Consider the following 14,721-nt stretch of genomic DNA (forward strand, 5'->3'; position numbering starts at 1 on the left):
TAAATGCATCCACGCCTCGAATTGATCCATGAGGCAGCTCAAGGGACGGAGCGCGATGCTCCGCCCCTTTTGTTTGTCCACGGCGCGTTTTGCGCCGCCTGGTGCTGGCAGCGCACTTTCCTGCCCTGGTTTGCCCGGCAGGGTTTCGACTGCTGGGCCATCAGCCTGGAAGGCCATGGCGACAGCGATGGCCACCAGTATCTGTCTGCCATCAGCATCGATGACTACGTGCGCAACCTGAGTGCGGCAGTCAAGCGCATCAAACGCACGCCCATCATGATCGGCCACTCCATGGGCGGCTTCGTGCTGCAGCAATACCTCACCAGCCACACCCTGCCGGCGGCCGCCTTTCTGGCCTCGGTTCCGCCCACGGGGCTGGCATCGTCCAGCCTGCGCCTGCTGACCCAGGCGCCGGTGCTGCTGCTCAACCTGAACCTGTACCAGCAAGGCAGCTACAACCCGGTGGAGAGCGAGCTGCGCGACCTGCTGCTGTCGCACGATGCACCGGCGGCCACCACGGCCTTGCTGACGCAGTGCTGCCAGCAGGAAAGCCAGCGTGCAGTCATGGACATGACACTGGTCAATCCGCTGGCCATCCGCCCCATCCAGCCGCTGCCGGCACTGGTGCTGGGGGCGGCGGAAGACATGCTGATCTCGCCGGAAGATGTGGTGGCCACTGCCGAGCGGCTGGATGTGAACGCCGAAATCCTGCCGCACATGGGGCATATGATGATGCTGGACACCCGCTGGGAGCGTACCGCCGAACGGCTGCTGCAATGGCTGGACACGCTGCATCAGCCCGTGGCGGCAGAACGCAGCTGCCATGTGCCGGCCTGAGCGCCGTCTGCATGAAAAAAGCCGCGAGACCCCTCGCGGCTTTTTTCTGCCCATGGCCGTCTCAGTCGCGCCGATGCGGCTGCCACAGCACATCAGGCCGGCCCAGCGCCTTGTTCAGATGGCGTGCCAGCACAAACAGCGCATCAGACAAACGGTTGAGATACTGGCGCGCCGCCACCGACACCTCGCTATCCTGCGCCGCAGTCACCACGGCACGTTCGGCGCGACGGCAGACCGAGCGGGCCTGATGCGCCAGCGCGGCCTGGCGCGAACCGCCGGGCAGGATGAACTCCTTCAGCATGGGCAGCTCGGCATTCATGTCCGCCACCCACTCCTCCAGCATCAGCACATGCTCTGGCTTGAGCGCGGCATAACCCGGCACCGCCAGTTCTGAACCCAGATCGAACAGATCATGCTGCACGGCCAGCAGGCGCTGGGCGACCTCTTCCGGCAGATCCTCCGCCAGCAGTACGCCGATCACCGAATTCAGCTCATCCACATCACCCAGCGCCTGCACGCGCGGGCTATCCTTGCCCACGCGGCTGCCATCGCCCAGCCCGGTACTACCATCATCCCCGGTTCGGGTGACAATGCGTGACAGTCTATGCCCCATCAGTCCTGCTCCCCTCGCGGGGCGTCATGCCGCCCCTGCTGTTCGCGCCCCAGTGCCAGGATGGCCTGGCGCAGGCTTTCTTTCAATGTTTCACCAAACAACATGTCGTAGTCTTCTTTCAATTGCTGCATCACGCCGGACAGCATGTTCTTGGCCTGCAGTTCCAGTGCATCCTGCAACCACAAGGACAGCTCCACCTTCATCCTTGGCAGCAGCTTTTCATACATCGCCTCCACCAGCGCCCGCTCATCCACCACCGCCACGGTTGCATCAGGCTTGCCAACCGGATTCATCAGCGCAGAAGCGGCTGTGGCCGTGGTCACTGCGGCGACATTGAGCACTTCCACCGCCTTGCCGGCCTCCGCAGCAGGCTGGACATGGGCTTGCGGCATGGCAGCGGCAAAACTGGCACCGGCCAGCTCTTCCAGCAAAGGCGGTTCGATGACTTGCTCAGCTGCAGTCTGCAATACTGGCTGGACCACCGGCGCAGGCTGAGTTGCCACTGCCTGCGGCTCGGCCTGCACTTCGTCTGGCAAGGCGGGAATAGCGGGCGCGTCCGGAGCTACGGCCGCCTGCCGCTCGCTGGCAAAGGGCGACTCGGCAAACAAGCCCTGCACAGCAGATGCAGCAGCCTTGACTACCGGCACCTCCGGCTCGCCATCCACCTCGGTTTCGCTCTCCTTGTCCACCTCGCCCACCGTGGGCCAGCCTTCTTCCTGCTCCAGCACCGGCAAGGCAGCCGCACTATCCGCCACGGCAGGCGCTGCCAGCTCATCCTGCCACTCCGCTTGCAGCAGCGGCGCGGCGGCGATCACGGCTGCTTCGTCCGGTATTTCCACTTCGGTTTCGTTCAGGCGGTCGACATCACCCAGGCTGGGCCAGTCTTCTTCCTGCTCCAGCACCGGCACAGCCAGTGCGCTGTCCGGCACGGCGTGCTCGGGCGGCTCGTCTTGCCACTCGGCTTGCAGCAGCGGCGCAGCGGCCTGCACTGCCGCGTCGGCCGGCAGCTCGCGCTCGGTTTCGTTCAGGCGGTCGACATCGCCCAGACTGGGCCAGTCCTCTTCCTGACTCTCTGCAGCGACAGCGCCCGGCAGATCGGCCATGGCAGCCCGCAACTCGGCCTCGCCAAGCGATGCGAAGGTTTGCTGGGCTGCCGCCGGCGCAGCCGGTGCGGCATGAAAGCGTTGCAGGCTTTCTTCCTGCGCCAGCGTCAGTTCGGCCGCGTGCAATACATCATCCAGCGAACTGGGCGTCGCCGCCACCAGTGCTTGCGCGCGCGCCAGCAATTCGGCGGCAGAGGGGCGGGCCTCTTCCACCTTGCCCACACCACCACCCAGCACACCATCTGGCAGACTATCCAGCGAAATGGACAAACCACCCGGCAAGGCCGGGGGCGGCGGCTCGGCAGGAACAGACGGCATTGCTTCAGCCACAGCAGCGGATGGCGCGACCGGTGCTTGCCCTACTGCGGCCGGCCGCTCGGCCGCTGGCTGTGGCGCCGTGGCAGGCGATGACGGTTCGGGCTGACTGCCCGCTGCCGACGCTGGCGGCACATGGCCATCCAGCATGAATTCAAAGCCATCCACCGCCATCACCGGCGCCTCTGGCCGCAACACCGGTGGCACCGGCGCCGCCGGCACAGGCTCTGGCCGCGCCTCGGGCAAGACCTGCTCCAGCGACAGCTCATCGGCCAGGGGCTCATCCAGATCGAGCGAGGGCAAGGCGGTCAGGTCGAGCGCGGCAGCAGCCGGCACCTCTGCCGGACTGACCACATCCAGATCCTCCAGCGTCAGCTCCGGTATTTCCAGCTCGGCCATGGCGTGATCTGGCGGGGCCAGGGTTTGCTGCATCACGTCCAGCTCGCTGGAGAAGTCAAAGTCCGGGACATCCAGCACTTCCTCGGCCAGCACCGGCACGGCGGACTCATCCACCACTTCATCCAGTACCGGCAGGTCCAGCTCGTCCCAAGAGGGCAGATCAGGCATTGGCGACTCGTTCATGGTCACTTGTGGCTCATGTCGTGATGTTGGATTTCACAGCCCAGCGTTCGATAGGCCTTGAAGCGGTGACGCGCTGTGGCCAGTGCAGCCTCATCGCTTCCCACTATCTCCAGAATACGGGAAAAATGCTGCGGTGCGGGCGGTAATTCTGCCCCCAGGTTGAGCAGGACCGGATGCTGCAGTGCAGGCGGCAGTTCGGCCGTCAGCCAGATGGGCGTCTGCGCTGCCTCGGCCGCATCCAGCCGGCAATGGGCAATGAACTGGGTATCACCCAGACACCACAGCCGGTTGCTGAAGGTGTCGAGCGCCCGCTCGTCTTCCAGCCACACCAGCAGGCGCTCTTGCTTGCGGAATACCGTTGCGGCCAGCTTGCAGGCGAACTCCTGCGGCTGGGCCACATTGGTATAAAAATCAATCCGCGTCATCTTCAACGATTTCAGGGGATTCACGGCGCGGACGGCCACGGCGCACCACATTGCCCAGGGCGATGTCGGCACGATCCTGCAGGAACTGCACCAGCAGCGGCACCGGACGGCCGGTGGCCCCCTTGTCCTTGCCGCTCTTCCAGGCGGTGCCGGCGATGTCCAGATGCGCCCAGTCGTAGGATTTGGCAAAGCGCGACAGGAAGCAGGCGGCGGTGATGCTGCCACCCGGACGGCCGCCGATATTGGCCATGTCGGCAAACGGGCTCTTGAGCAACTCCTGGTACTCGTCCCACAGCGGCATGTGCCAGGCGCGGTCGGCCACTTCTTCGCCGGCCGCCAGCAGCTCACGCGCCAGGCTGTCCTGGTTGCTGTACAGGCCGGTGGCGACATGGCCGAGGGCGATGACGCAGGCTCCGGTGAGCGTGGCCACATCGATCACGGTGTCCGGATTGAAACGCTCGGCGAAGGTCAGCGCATCGCACAGGATCAAGCGGCCTTCCGCATCGGTATTCAGTACTTCGATGGTCTGGCCGGACAGGCTGGTGATGATGTCGCCAGGCTTGACCGCATTGCCGGCCGGCATGTTTTCGCAGGCCGGGACGATGGCCACCAGATTGATCGGCAGCTTCATTTCCACGGCAGCGCGGAAAGCGCCCAGCACCGAGGCGGCGCCGCACATATCGTACTTCATCTCGTCCATGCCCTCGCCGGGCTTGAGCGAAATGCCGCCGGAATCAAAGGTGATGCCCTTGCCCACCAGCGTCAGCGGACGGTCGCTCTTGTCCTTGGCGCCCTGGTATTGCAGCACGATCAGCTTGGGTTCCTGCACACTGCCACGCGCCACGGACAGGAAGGACGCCAGACCAAGCTCTTCCAGCTGTGCCTGGCCATAGATTTGCACGCCACAGCCAAAGTCGGCCGCAATACGCTCGGCCTCGCCTGCCAGATAGCTCGGGGTGCAGACATTGGGCGGCAGATTGCCCAGATCCTTGGCCAGCTTCATGCCGTTGCCAATGGCCAAGCCGCGCTGCAAGCCCTTCTCGCCATCAGCCAGATCACTGCGACGCGGCACCGCCAGCGTCAGCTTGCGCGGTTCGCGCACGCTTTCGTCCTGCTTGCTCTTGAAACGGTCGAAGCGATAGAGCATGTCCAGTGTGACCACGGTGGCCTGTTCGATCATCCACTCGACATCGTGTTTCTTCACGGTGAGTTCGGTCAGATAGCTGACGGCTTCGGTGGCCGAGGTCTGGGTCAGGCTGCGGATGGAGCTGCGTACCGCTTCGCGGTATTCCTTGGCACGGAAATCGCGCTCCTTGCCCAGACCCACCAGCATGACACGGTCACACAGGGTATGCGGCACCGAATGCAGCAACAGTGTGCTGCCCAGCTTGCCTTCCATGTCGCCGCGGCGGATCACATCGCTGATGAAGCCATTGGAGATGCGATCCAGCAAATCGGCTGCGAAGGTCAGCTTGCGCGATTCATAGACACCTACTATCACGCAGGCAACGCGCTGTTTTTCCGGGCTGCCGCTTTTTATGTTAAATTCCATCTTGTACTCCCGTGTAATGCGAGTGTCAGTTGTTCCACTTCTTGACAGGCTGTCTGCACCAGATTTTGTGCCGGAAAGCCCTGCCTGTAGCAGGCGAAGACAGAAGCTGCGTCCATCCCGAAATTTGCCGAAAACGGCGTTTCAGAGTTATCAAATCAAATTATCACTACGCTAGTCACAAAAAGTCAAAAAGGCACTGATAAATGGTTTTTCGTAAAAGCCTGACCCGAGAATTGACTTTTACCGCCCTGGGCGTATTTGTCGTCCTGCTGGCCATCATTCTCTCCACCCAGGCGATCAATTTGCTCGGCCGCGCCGCCGAAGGACAAATCGCCAATGAGGCGGTCACTGCACTGATCGGCTTCTGGGCGCTCGGCCTGTTTCCTCTGCTGATGATCCTCACCGTTTTCGTCACCGTGCTGGTGGTGCTGACCCGTATCTGGCGCGACCACGAAATGGCCGTCTGGCTGTCGTCCGGCCTGTCGCTGCGCGACTGGGTGTGGCCGGTGATGCGTTTCACCATTCCGCTGGCCCTGCTGGTGGGCATCGTGTCGCTGTATATTGCCCCCTGGGCCGAAGAACGCAGCCAGGTCTATGCCGAAATCCTCAAGCGGCGCGAAGAGATCAGCGCCATTGCCCCGGGCGTGTTCAAGGAAACCGGTTCGGGCAGCAAGGTGTATTTCATCGAAAGCTATGGCGGCGAGCATGGTGCTGCCACCAATATCTTCATGCAGGACATGAGCGAGGGCAAGGTGTCCAGCATCTTTGCCAAGCGTGGCTACATTACCGTCAACGACGATAACGAGCGGGTACTGGTGCTGGAAGATGGCCGGCGCTATGTGGGTGAGCCGGGCCAGTCCAACTACGAAGTCGGCAGCTTCAAGCGTTATAGCGTGGTAGTGGGGAATAACCAGAAGCTGGTCGCGCGCCCGAACAATCGCCAGGCGCAAAGCACCAGCGCGCTGCTTGGCAGCAGTGATCCGGGCTATCGTTCGGAACTGGTATGGCGCCTGTCGATGCCGCTGAGCTGCCTGGTGCTGGCCTTCCTGGCCATCCCCCTGTCCTATTACAATCCGCGCAACGGCCATGCCCACAATCTGGTGGTCGCCCTGCTCGCCTTCTTCCTGTACCAGAACAGCCTGACGCTGGTGCGCAACTGGATTACCCAGGGCAAGGTCGGCATGGCCAGCATTCTGCTGGTGCATGTCATCGTGCTGATCATTGCCGTTTTGCTGCTGAAATACCGTGACCGCCCGGCCAATACCGTGCGCCAGACCCTGAAATACTTCCTGCACAAGCACTGAGCCCGATGAAACTGATTTATCGCTACATCATCAGCGCGCTGACCCAGTCCACGCTGTTTACCCTGGCAGCCCTGCTGGGCCTTTATGGATTCTTCGACATCATCCATGAAGTGCCGGACCTGAACCAGGGCGGCTACCACATCGGCAAGATGCTGGCCTATATCGCCATGCAGGCTCCCGGCCATGCCTACGAACTGATGCCGCTGGCGGTGCTGATCGGCGGCATGGTGGCCATGACCCAGCTGGCCAGCTCCAGTGAATACACGGTGATCCGCACCTGCGGCATCACCCTGGCCCAGATTGCCCGCACCCTGCTGCTGTTCGGCCTGGGCTTCGCCATCCTCACCACCGCACTGGGCGAATTCATCAGTCCCTACTCGCTGCAACAGGCCGAACGCATGAAACTGTCGGCCATGCGCTCGATGGTGGCGCAGGAGTTCCGCTCCGGCATCTGGGTGAAAGACAACAACAACTTCATCAATGTCCATGAGATGCTGCCGGACACCACCCTGCTTGGCGTGCGCATCTATACCTATGATGATAATTATCAACTGGTGACCACCCGTTATGCCGAGCGCGGCAATTTCCTGCGCGGCACCCATATCTGGCAGCTGAGCAATGTGGTGGAAACCCATCTGTATGCCGATCACACCGAAAGCAAATCGGTGCCGCTGGCACAGTGGAGCTCCATCATCGAGCCGGACATCCTCAATGTGCTGCTGGTGGTGCCGGAACAGATGTCGGCCCTGAGCCTGATGAAATACATCGAACACCTGAGCGCCAACAAACAGCAAACCCAGCGCTACGACATTGCCCTGTGGGGTAAGCTGTTCTATCCGCTGGCCTGTGTGTCGATGGCGCTGGTGGCGCTGGCATTCACGCCGCAGCAGCGCCGCCACGGCCAGCTTGGCCTCAAGCTGTTTGCCGGCATTTGCCTGGGGGTGGGCTTTCACTTCATCAACCGCCTGTTCGGCCACCTGGGCTTGCTGTACAACTGGAACCCGGTGATCTCGGCCACGGTACCCACCCTGCTGTTTCTGTTCGCCGGCATCGCCCTCATCCTGAAACAGGAAAGACGCTGACATGGAAGAATCCACCACCGAGCTGACCCAGGACCTGCGCAAACAGCTGACCAGCACCCGCCAGCGACTGGTCGAACACTATCTGGGCGAACGTGATCCGCAGCGCTATCTGGCGCAGCACAGTCTGGCGGTGGACCAGGTCCTGCAACAGCTATGGCAGCAGGCGGGGCTGGATGCCGATGCCTCGCTGATTGCCGTTGGCGGTTATGGTCGCGGCCAGCTATTCCCCTGCTCCGACATCGACGTGCTGGTCTTGCTGCCCAGCCCCACCCCGGCCGAACTGCCCGAGCGGGTGGCGGCACTGATCAGCCGCATGTGGGATATCGGACTGGAAGTCGGCCACAGCGTACGCACCATTGAAGAATGCCTGCAGGAAGCGGCAGCAGACATCACCATCGAAACCAATCTGCTGGAAAACCGCCTGATCGCCGGGGTGGCCGCGCCCTACCAGCAGCTGATTTCCCGCCTCGACTGCCAGCGCGACCCGCTGGCCTTCTTCGAAGGCAAGACGCTGGAGCAGCAACAACGCCACAACCGCCACTTTGGCGTCACCAACAATCTTGAACCGAATATCAAGGAAAGCCCCGGCGGCTTGCGTGATCTGCACACCATCCTGTGGATCAGCAAGGCCATCGGGCTGGGTGAAAACTGGAGCGATCTGGTGCAGCGCGGCATCCTTACCCAGGCCGAAGCCCGGCTGATCCACCACAGCGACCGCCAGCTGCAGCGCTTGCGCATCGACCTGCACATCCTGGCGCGCCGGCGCGAAGACCGGCTGATTTTCGACCTGCAGCAAAGCATGGGCCTGGCCTGGGGCTTGCAGGACACGCCGGCCAAACGCGCCAGCGAGCAGGTGATGCAGCTTTACTTCCGCGCTGCCAAGACGGTGAGCCAGCTCAATGGCATCCTGCTGCCCAATCTGCGCGCCCGGCTGTATTCGCAGGTGCCGCGCATCACCCAGAACCTGAACGAGCGCTTTTATTCGGTGAACGGCATGCTGGGCATCCGCCGCCCCGATGTCTTCGAAAAAGAGCCGTCCGCCATTCTGGAAGCCTTCCTCATGCTGCAGCGCAATCCGGAACTCACCGGCTTTGCGCCGCGCATGCTGCGCGCCTTGTGGCATGGTCGCAGCCATATCAACGACCGTTTCCGCAAGAACCCGGAAAACCGTCGCCTGTTCATGCAGATGCTGCGCGAGCCGGGCCTTACCCGCTGCCTGCGCCGCATGAATCTGTACGGCGTGCTGGGGCGTTATCTGCCGGGCTTTGGCCGCATCGTCGGCCAGATGCAGCACGACCTGTTCCATGTTTACACCGTGGATGAACACATCCTGATGGTGGTGCGCAATCTGCGCCGCTTTGCCATCAGCGCCTTCAACCACGAATACCCCTTCCTGTCACGGCTGATCAACGACTTCGAGCGCCCGGAAGTGCTCTATGTAGCCGGCCTGTTCCACGACATTGCCAAGGGTCGTGGCGGCGACCACTCCACCCTGGGCATGGTGGACGCGCGTGAATTCTGCGAACAGCACGAACTGTCGGCCGAAGATACCGAGCTGGTGGTGTGGCTGGTGGGGCAGCACCTGACCATGTCCAGCATCGCGCAGAAACAGGACATCTACGACCCGGACATCATCCAGCGCTTTGCTGAGCTGACCCGCACGCCGCGCCGGCTGGCAGCGCTGTATCTGCTGTCAGTAGCCGATATCCGCGGCACCAGCCCCAAGGTATGGAATGCCTGGAAAGCCAAGCTGCTGGAAGACCTGTATAACGCCACCCTGCGCGTACTGCTGCGCGGCGGCGAAGTGGACCTGAATTCGGAGCTGGAAGAACGCAAGACCCAGGCGCTCAGCCTGCTGCGCCTGTATGCAGTGCCGGCCGGCGTGGAGCAAAAACTGTGGTCGCAGCTGGACATGGTGTACTTCCTGCGCCACGAAGCACGCGAAATCGCCTGGCATGCGCGCATCCTCAACCGCTTCGTCAATATCGACACGCCGATGGTGCGGGCGCGACTGTCGGATGACCATGAAGGCATCCAGGTGCTGGTCTACACCCCGGACAAGCCGGAGCTGTTTGCCCGCACCTGCGCCTTCTTTGGCCGCACCAACTACAGCATTGCCGATGCCAAGGTCTACACCACGCGCCACGGCTATGCGCTGGATACCTTTCATGTCTTCATCCCCGAGCACCACGACGGCGATTATCGTGACATGATCAACTTCATCGAATTCGAACTGGCCGAATGCCTGCGCCTGGAAACGCCGCCACCGCCGCCAGCCAATGGCCGTATCAGCCGCCATCTGAAGCACTTCCCCATTGCGCCGCAAGTGCTGATCCGCCCGGACGACAAGGACAATTACTATGTACTGTCCATTGTTGCCGGCGACCGCCCCGGCCTGCTGGCGCGCATTGCCAAGGTGCTGGCGGACTACCGCCTGAGTGTGCAGTCCGCCAAGATCATGACCCTGGGCAGCCGTGCGGAAGACTCCTTCCTGATCAGTGGTCCCGGCCTCAAGGACGACAAGACGGTATTGGCCCTGGAAAGCGCGCTGATCAGCGCCCTGCGCATCTGAATACTGTCGGGCCGCCAGCGGCGGCCTGACACAGGCTTTGACCACAGGCGGCTGGCGCCGTATGCTGCAGTATCAACTTACGCAAACGTAATGCCATGCTCTATTTCGAAGACCTGACACCCGGCCGCTTGTTTCACACGGCCAGCCACACCCTCACCCAGGACGAAATCATCCAGTTCGCCCGCCAGTTCGACCCGCAACCCTTCCACACCGACCCCGTGGCTGCCAAAGCCAGCGTGTTCGATGGCCTGGCCGCATCGGGCTGGCACACCAGCAGCCTGACCATGCGCCTGATTACCGCCAGTGAGCTGAAAGAAGTCGCCAACGGGCTGATCGGCATGGGCATCAAGGACATGCGCTGGCCGCAGCCCACCCGCGCAGGCGATACCCTGCGTGCGGAAATCGAAGTGCTGACAGGCAAACGCTCGACCAGCCAGCCGGGTTTTGGTGTGGTGCAACTGCGCTGGACCACCCGCAACCAGCGCGATGAAATCGCCATGCAACTGGAAACCGCAATCTGGGTCGCCTGCCGCCCGGCAGCCTGAGCCACCGCAGGCAATCACCATGAAAAAACCTGCCGTCCGCAAGGATGGGCAGGTTTTTCTGTGATACCGCCGTCAACAATCGCTCAGCGCTGCTGCCATTTGCTGAAGGTGTCGGTCAGCTGTGCCAGATCGACCGAAGTCTCGGCCAGATGGCTGGCACTGTCACCAATCGACTGCGTGGTGTGCAGATCCTGCTCGGACAGCGCATTCAATTGCTCCAGCGCCGCCGCCATCACATTGATGGAGTCGGATTTGCTGCTCATCTCCCGCGCCAGTTGCTGCGCCTGCTGGCTGGACTGTTCCGCCGCCTCGATCAGGCCCTGCAGATTGCCGGACGACAGACGGATCTGGCCATTGACCTCGTCCACCTCCTCCACCGTGGCATCCATGCTGCTGACCGCCGAATGGGTGATCTTGCCGATTTCCTCGACGATGCCACCAATGGAGTCCGTAGTCTTGGTGGTGCGCTCCGCCAGCTTTCTGACCTCATCCGCCACCACGGCAAAGCCACGACCCATTTCGCCGGCACGCGCGGCCTCGATGGCTGCATTCAGCGCCAGCAGATTGGTCTGATCGGCGATCTCGCGGATCAGCGTGGTCATGCTGCGGATGCGGATCATGGCTTCGTCCAGCTCCACCATGGCACCGCGCGACTGCGACACCACGCTGACCGCACGCTGTGCCGCCGTGGTGGCCGCATCCATGGTCTGCCGCCCCTCGCGCGCCACCTGCTGGGTGTGTTGCGAATCCTGTTGATTATGCTCGGCCAGCCGCACCACATCCTGCACCGCCAGGCTGAGTGATTCCATATTGTGGCTGATCTGGTTCAGGCCCTGGCGCTGCTCCACTGAGCGCTCCTGCAAGGCATGCATATCATCCAGCAGCCCATGCGCCTGCTGCTTGGTGTAATGGCTGGCACGCATCACGTCGGCAATGGTGGCGCGATAGTGGATGCGCAATGCTTCCAGCGAAGCCAGCACCTTGCCCAGCAAGCCGCCTTCATGCGCCTGGATGGCATGATCCAGCCGGCCTTCCTGCAAATCCTGGAAACGGCCATCCAGCACGGCCAGCGCGGAACGGATGCGCAACCAGCCCCAGGCGCCACTGCCCAGCGCCAGCAGGCTGCCGCCCACCCCGACGGTTTCCCGCAGCAGCTGCATGGAGTCGGGCAGGAAAAACGAAACCACGGCCACTGCCGAGCCAAACAAGGCCAGCGCAGGCGCCACTTTCAGCACATCGCGTTGTCTGGCATAGCGCTGCAGGGTGGAAGGCAGGGTGGCCTGCTTGTCCATTACCTGCCGGTACAGCGCGGCCGCCGCATCCACATCCTGACGGCTGGGGCGGGAGCGCACCGACATATAGCCCACGATGCGGCCATGCTCGGTAATCGGCGTCACATAGGCTTCCACCCAGTAGAAATCGCCATTCTTGGCACGGTTTTTCACAATGCCGCGCCAGGGCTTGCCTGTCTTTACCGTATCCCACAAATCAGCGAAGGCTGCCGGCGGCATATCCGGATGCCGCACCATATTGTGGTTCTTGCCCAGCAACTCGGCTTCGCTGAAGCCGCTGATTTCAATGAAGGCACGATTGGCATAGGTGATGCTGCCTTTCACATCGGTCTTGGTCACGATGGGATTGACAGGATCAACACTCAGCTCCGTGGTGGTGACAGGCAGATTGATCTTCATTTGATGTGTTTTCTTGCGTTAATTTTAATTATTTAAAACAAATGATTTAATCTCACCATTCTAACAACAAGCACTAGGCTTAGCATATGAAACCTGCGACCAATTACCAGCCGCAGCCGCAAATAAAAACCCGCTCAAGGCGGGTGGGGTAAGCGCCGCCAAGCACAGCGCGCTAAAGGTGGTGCGGCAAGGAGGGGCTGCGCCGGAGGGAGCCTGCTGGTGGACTCAATGGCCACCAGCAGTGCCAGCGCGGGCAGTGGCCAGCCCGGCAAGCGGTGGTGTCAGCGATAAACCTGGATCATGGCGGCATCCTTCAAGGCAGACAGGTCACGGCCGCCGGCATAGCTCACCGATGACTGCAGGTCTTCCTTCAGCTCGCGCAGCAGCTTGCCGATGCTGCCCTTGTACTCCACCAGGATTTTCTTGCCCTCGACATTGACATAAGCCCCCTTGTTGAACTGCGAGGCGCTGCCAAAGTATTCCTTGTAATGCTTGCCGTTGATCTCGACGATTTCACCGGCCGACTCGTCATAACCGGCAAACAGCGAGCCGGCCATGATCATGCTGGCACCGCAGGCCAGCGCCTTGGCCATGTCGCCATGCTCGACAATGCCACCATCGGCAATCACCGGCACTTGCACAGCGGCGGCACAGTCCTTGACCGTGCTCACCATCGGGCGGTGAAAGCCGGTCTTGTTCTTGGTGATGCAGACACGGCCACCGGCGATCCCGGCCTTGATGGCATCGCAGCCCCAGCTTTCCAGGTCACGGGCGGCTTCGGCGGTGGCGATATTGCCGCCAATCAGGAAGCTGCCGGGGAATTGCTGCTTGATGTGCTTGATCATGCGTTCGGCCTTGACGCACCAGGCATTGGCCACGTCCAGGGTGATGTATTCCGGGGTCAGGCCAGCGGCTTTCAGCTCGGCCAGTTGCTGCATGGTATCTTCGTTGACACCGACACTGATGGAGGCAAACAGCCCTTTTTCCTGCATGGCAGCGGTAAAGCGGCAGGCATCCACATTGAAGCGGTGCATGGTGTAGAACCAGCCCAGGCGGGCAAATGCTTCGCAGGTTTCCTCATCGACCACCGATTTCATATTGGAAGGGTAGATCGGCATGTCAAAACGGCGCGGCCCGAATTGCACCGAGGTGTCGCACTCCTTGCGGCTGTCGACCACGGTTTTCTTGGGGACGAGGTAGACGTCGCCATAGTTCAGTTCGGTAGTAATCATGCAAGTATTCCCTTCAGGCTGTAGTCGATAAAAATGCAGGGGCCCCAATAAAAAACGGGAGCCTCATGGGCTCCCGTTTACGGATTCTCCTGCGCCGCCTCAGCTGGGCTCGCACGCAATGTCGAAGCAAATCTACGCCGGCAATTTCTTCACGTCAAGCAATAATTTCTTCACGTGAAGATTATTTATCAAACCAGCAACCATCCTGCGGTTCGCCCAGCCACTGCAAAATGGGCTTCCAGGCATCACGATCCTTCTGGGTACGCGAGGGCGGCAGATCAAACAGGGTCATGCCGGTGGCGGCTGCCTGCACATACAGCTGGGTATCGCGCAGCCAGCTGAGCACCGGCACATCGTGCTCGGCAAGAAAGCGCTCCAGCTCCTTGGCCGAACGGGTGCGCGGATCAACCCGCATGCCGACCACGGCCATGAACACCTTGCTCTTGCGCACCGCTTTTTCCGCCAGCAGCTGTTCAAAAAACTCGCCACTGGCCCACATATCGAAAGGGGAAGGCTGAATCGGGATGATGATGCGCTCGACCCGTGCGATCAGTGAGGCCATTTTTTTGCCATGCAAGCCAGCGCCGCTGTCCAGCACAATCACTTCGGTGCCCTTGGGCGGCTTGGCCGGCGCACCGGCCGATACTTCCCAGCCCTGAATCGCCGGTAATGCCGACGACCGTTCCTGCAACCAGCGCAATGAAGATTGCTGCCGATCCACGTCGCCCAGCATGACATTACGACCGGAACAGGCAAAGTAACCTGCCAGATTGGTGGCTAAAGTCGACTTGCCACTACCACCCTTGGGATTCGCTACCAGCACAGACTGCACAATGGACCTCGCTCACTTGGTGATCGAGCCACTATA

The 14,721-nt window shown here is 61.6% G+C and carries 12 protein-coding genes; 5 read left to right on the top strand and 7 right to left on the bottom strand.

Annotated elements, in window-relative coordinates:
* Positions 1 to 3: 3 nt before the first annotated feature.
* A complete protein-coding gene (locus DFR38_RS09035; protein ID WP_110313302.1) occupies positions 4 to 837 on the top strand; it encodes an alpha/beta hydrolase in 834 nt (277 codons plus the stop codon).
* Between the two features lie 61 nt (positions 838 to 898).
* Here the strand turns inward: DFR38_RS09035 and DFR38_RS09040 are convergent, their stop codons facing one another.
* Genes DFR38_RS09040 through DFR38_RS09055 form a run of 4 tightly spaced genes read right to left on the bottom strand, consistent with a single transcriptional unit; the run spans position 899 to position 5,427 of the window.
* Positions 899 to 1,450, bottom strand: coding sequence for a cob(I)yrinic acid a,c-diamide adenosyltransferase (locus DFR38_RS09040; protein ID WP_059286037.1), 552 nt, complete (start codon positions 1,448 to 1,450; stop codon positions 899 to 901).
* On the bottom strand, positions 1,450 to 3,450 hold the full coding sequence (locus DFR38_RS09045; protein ID WP_110313303.1) for a hypothetical protein: 2,001 nt from the start codon (positions 3,448 to 3,450) through the stop codon (positions 1,450 to 1,452). The genes DFR38_RS09040 and DFR38_RS09045 overlap by 1 nt, the downstream gene beginning before the upstream one ends.
* A gap of 2 nt (positions 3,451 to 3,452) precedes the next feature.
* Positions 3,453 to 3,875, bottom strand: coding sequence for a DNA polymerase III subunit chi (locus DFR38_RS09050; RefSeq protein WP_059284946.1), 423 nt, complete (start codon positions 3,873 to 3,875; stop codon positions 3,453 to 3,455).
* Positions 3,862 to 5,427 carry a leucyl aminopeptidase gene (locus tag DFR38_RS09055; RefSeq protein WP_110313304.1) on the bottom strand — a complete coding sequence of 522 codons (1,566 nt, stop codon included), beginning with the start codon at positions 5,425 to 5,427 and terminating at the stop codon, positions 3,862 to 3,864. The genes DFR38_RS09050 and DFR38_RS09055 overlap by 14 nt, the downstream gene beginning before the upstream one ends.
* Positions 5,428 to 5,630: 203 nt before the next feature.
* On the opposite strand from DFR38_RS09055, the gene lptF reads away from it, so the two are divergent.
* The 4 genes from lptF (at position 5,631) to DFR38_RS09075 (ending at position 10,930) form a co-directional block, all read left to right on the top strand.
* Positions 5,631 to 6,731 (top strand): LPS export ABC transporter permease LptF, encoded by a 1,101-nt coding sequence (gene lptF / locus DFR38_RS09060; RefSeq protein WP_059284947.1) that lies wholly within the window; start codon positions 5,631 to 5,633, stop codon positions 6,729 to 6,731.
* A gap of 5 nt (positions 6,732 to 6,736) precedes the next feature.
* A complete protein-coding gene (gene lptG / locus DFR38_RS09065) occupies positions 6,737 to 7,813 on the top strand; it encodes an LPS export ABC transporter permease LptG (protein ID WP_059284948.1) in 1,077 nt (358 codons plus the stop codon).
* A gap of 1 nt (position 7,814) precedes the next feature.
* Entirely contained in the window at positions 7,815 to 10,385 is a 2,571-nt protein-coding gene (locus DFR38_RS09070) for a [protein-PII] uridylyltransferase (RefSeq protein WP_110313305.1), read from the top strand.
* 95 nt (positions 10,386 to 10,480) lie between these two features.
* A complete protein-coding gene (locus tag DFR38_RS09075) occupies positions 10,481 to 10,930 on the top strand; it encodes a MaoC family dehydratase (RefSeq protein ID WP_059284949.1) in 450 nt (149 codons plus the stop codon).
* 83 nt (positions 10,931 to 11,013) lie between these two features.
* On the opposite strand, the gene DFR38_RS09080 is transcribed toward DFR38_RS09075, so the two are convergent.
* The 3 genes from DFR38_RS09080 to DFR38_RS09090 form a co-directional block, all read right to left on the bottom strand.
* Positions 11,014 to 12,621: a methyl-accepting chemotaxis protein gene (locus tag DFR38_RS09080; protein ID WP_059284950.1), complete on the bottom strand. Its 1,608-nt coding sequence runs from the start codon at positions 12,619 to 12,621 to the stop codon at positions 11,014 to 11,016.
* Positions 12,622 to 12,902: 281 nt separating this feature from the next.
* Entirely contained in the window at positions 12,903 to 13,853 is a 951-nt protein-coding gene (locus DFR38_RS09085; RefSeq protein ID WP_059284951.1) for a GMP reductase, read from the bottom strand.
* A 181-nt stretch (positions 13,854 to 14,034) separates the two neighbouring features.
* Positions 14,035 to 14,676, bottom strand: coding sequence for a nucleotide-binding protein (locus tag DFR38_RS09090; RefSeq protein ID WP_239688532.1), 642 nt, complete (start codon positions 14,674 to 14,676; stop codon positions 14,035 to 14,037).
* Positions 14,677 to 14,721 lie beyond the last annotated feature (45 nt).

This window comes from Aquitalea magnusonii, assembly GCF_003202035.1.
Classification (GTDB): domain Bacteria; phylum Pseudomonadota; class Gammaproteobacteria; order Burkholderiales; family Chromobacteriaceae; genus Aquitalea; species Aquitalea magnusonii.

Coding starts and splice junctions, on each gene's coding strand:
- DFR38_RS09035 (WP_110313302.1), top strand. CDS start 4: ATGCATCCACGCCTCGAATTGATCCATGAGGCAGCTCAAGGGACGGAG.
- DFR38_RS09040 (WP_059286037.1), bottom strand. CDS start 1,450: ATGGGGCATAGACTGTCACGCATTGTCACCCGAACCGGGGATGATGGT.
- DFR38_RS09045 (WP_110313303.1), bottom strand. CDS start 3,450: ATGAACGAGTCGCCAATGCCTGATCTGCCCTCTTGGGACGAGCTGGAC.
- DFR38_RS09050 (WP_059284946.1), bottom strand. CDS start 3,875: ATGACGCGGATTGATTTTTATACCAATGTGGCCCAGCCGCAGGAGTTC.
- DFR38_RS09055 (WP_110313304.1), bottom strand. CDS start 5,427: ATGGAATTTAACATAAAAAGCGGCAGCCCGGAAAAACAGCGCGTTGCC.
- lptF (WP_059284947.1), top strand. CDS start 5,631: ATGGTTTTTCGTAAAAGCCTGACCCGAGAATTGACTTTTACCGCCCTG.
- lptG (WP_059284948.1), top strand. CDS start 6,737: ATGAAACTGATTTATCGCTACATCATCAGCGCGCTGACCCAGTCCACG.
- DFR38_RS09070 (WP_110313305.1), top strand. CDS start 7,815: ATGGAAGAATCCACCACCGAGCTGACCCAGGACCTGCGCAAACAGCTG.
- DFR38_RS09075 (WP_059284949.1), top strand. CDS start 10,481: ATGCTCTATTTCGAAGACCTGACACCCGGCCGCTTGTTTCACACGGCC.
- DFR38_RS09080 (WP_059284950.1), bottom strand. CDS start 12,621: ATGAAGATCAATCTGCCTGTCACCACCACGGAGCTGAGTGTTGATCCT.
- DFR38_RS09085 (WP_059284951.1), bottom strand. CDS start 13,853: ATGATTACTACCGAACTGAACTATGGCGACGTCTACCTCGTCCCCAAG.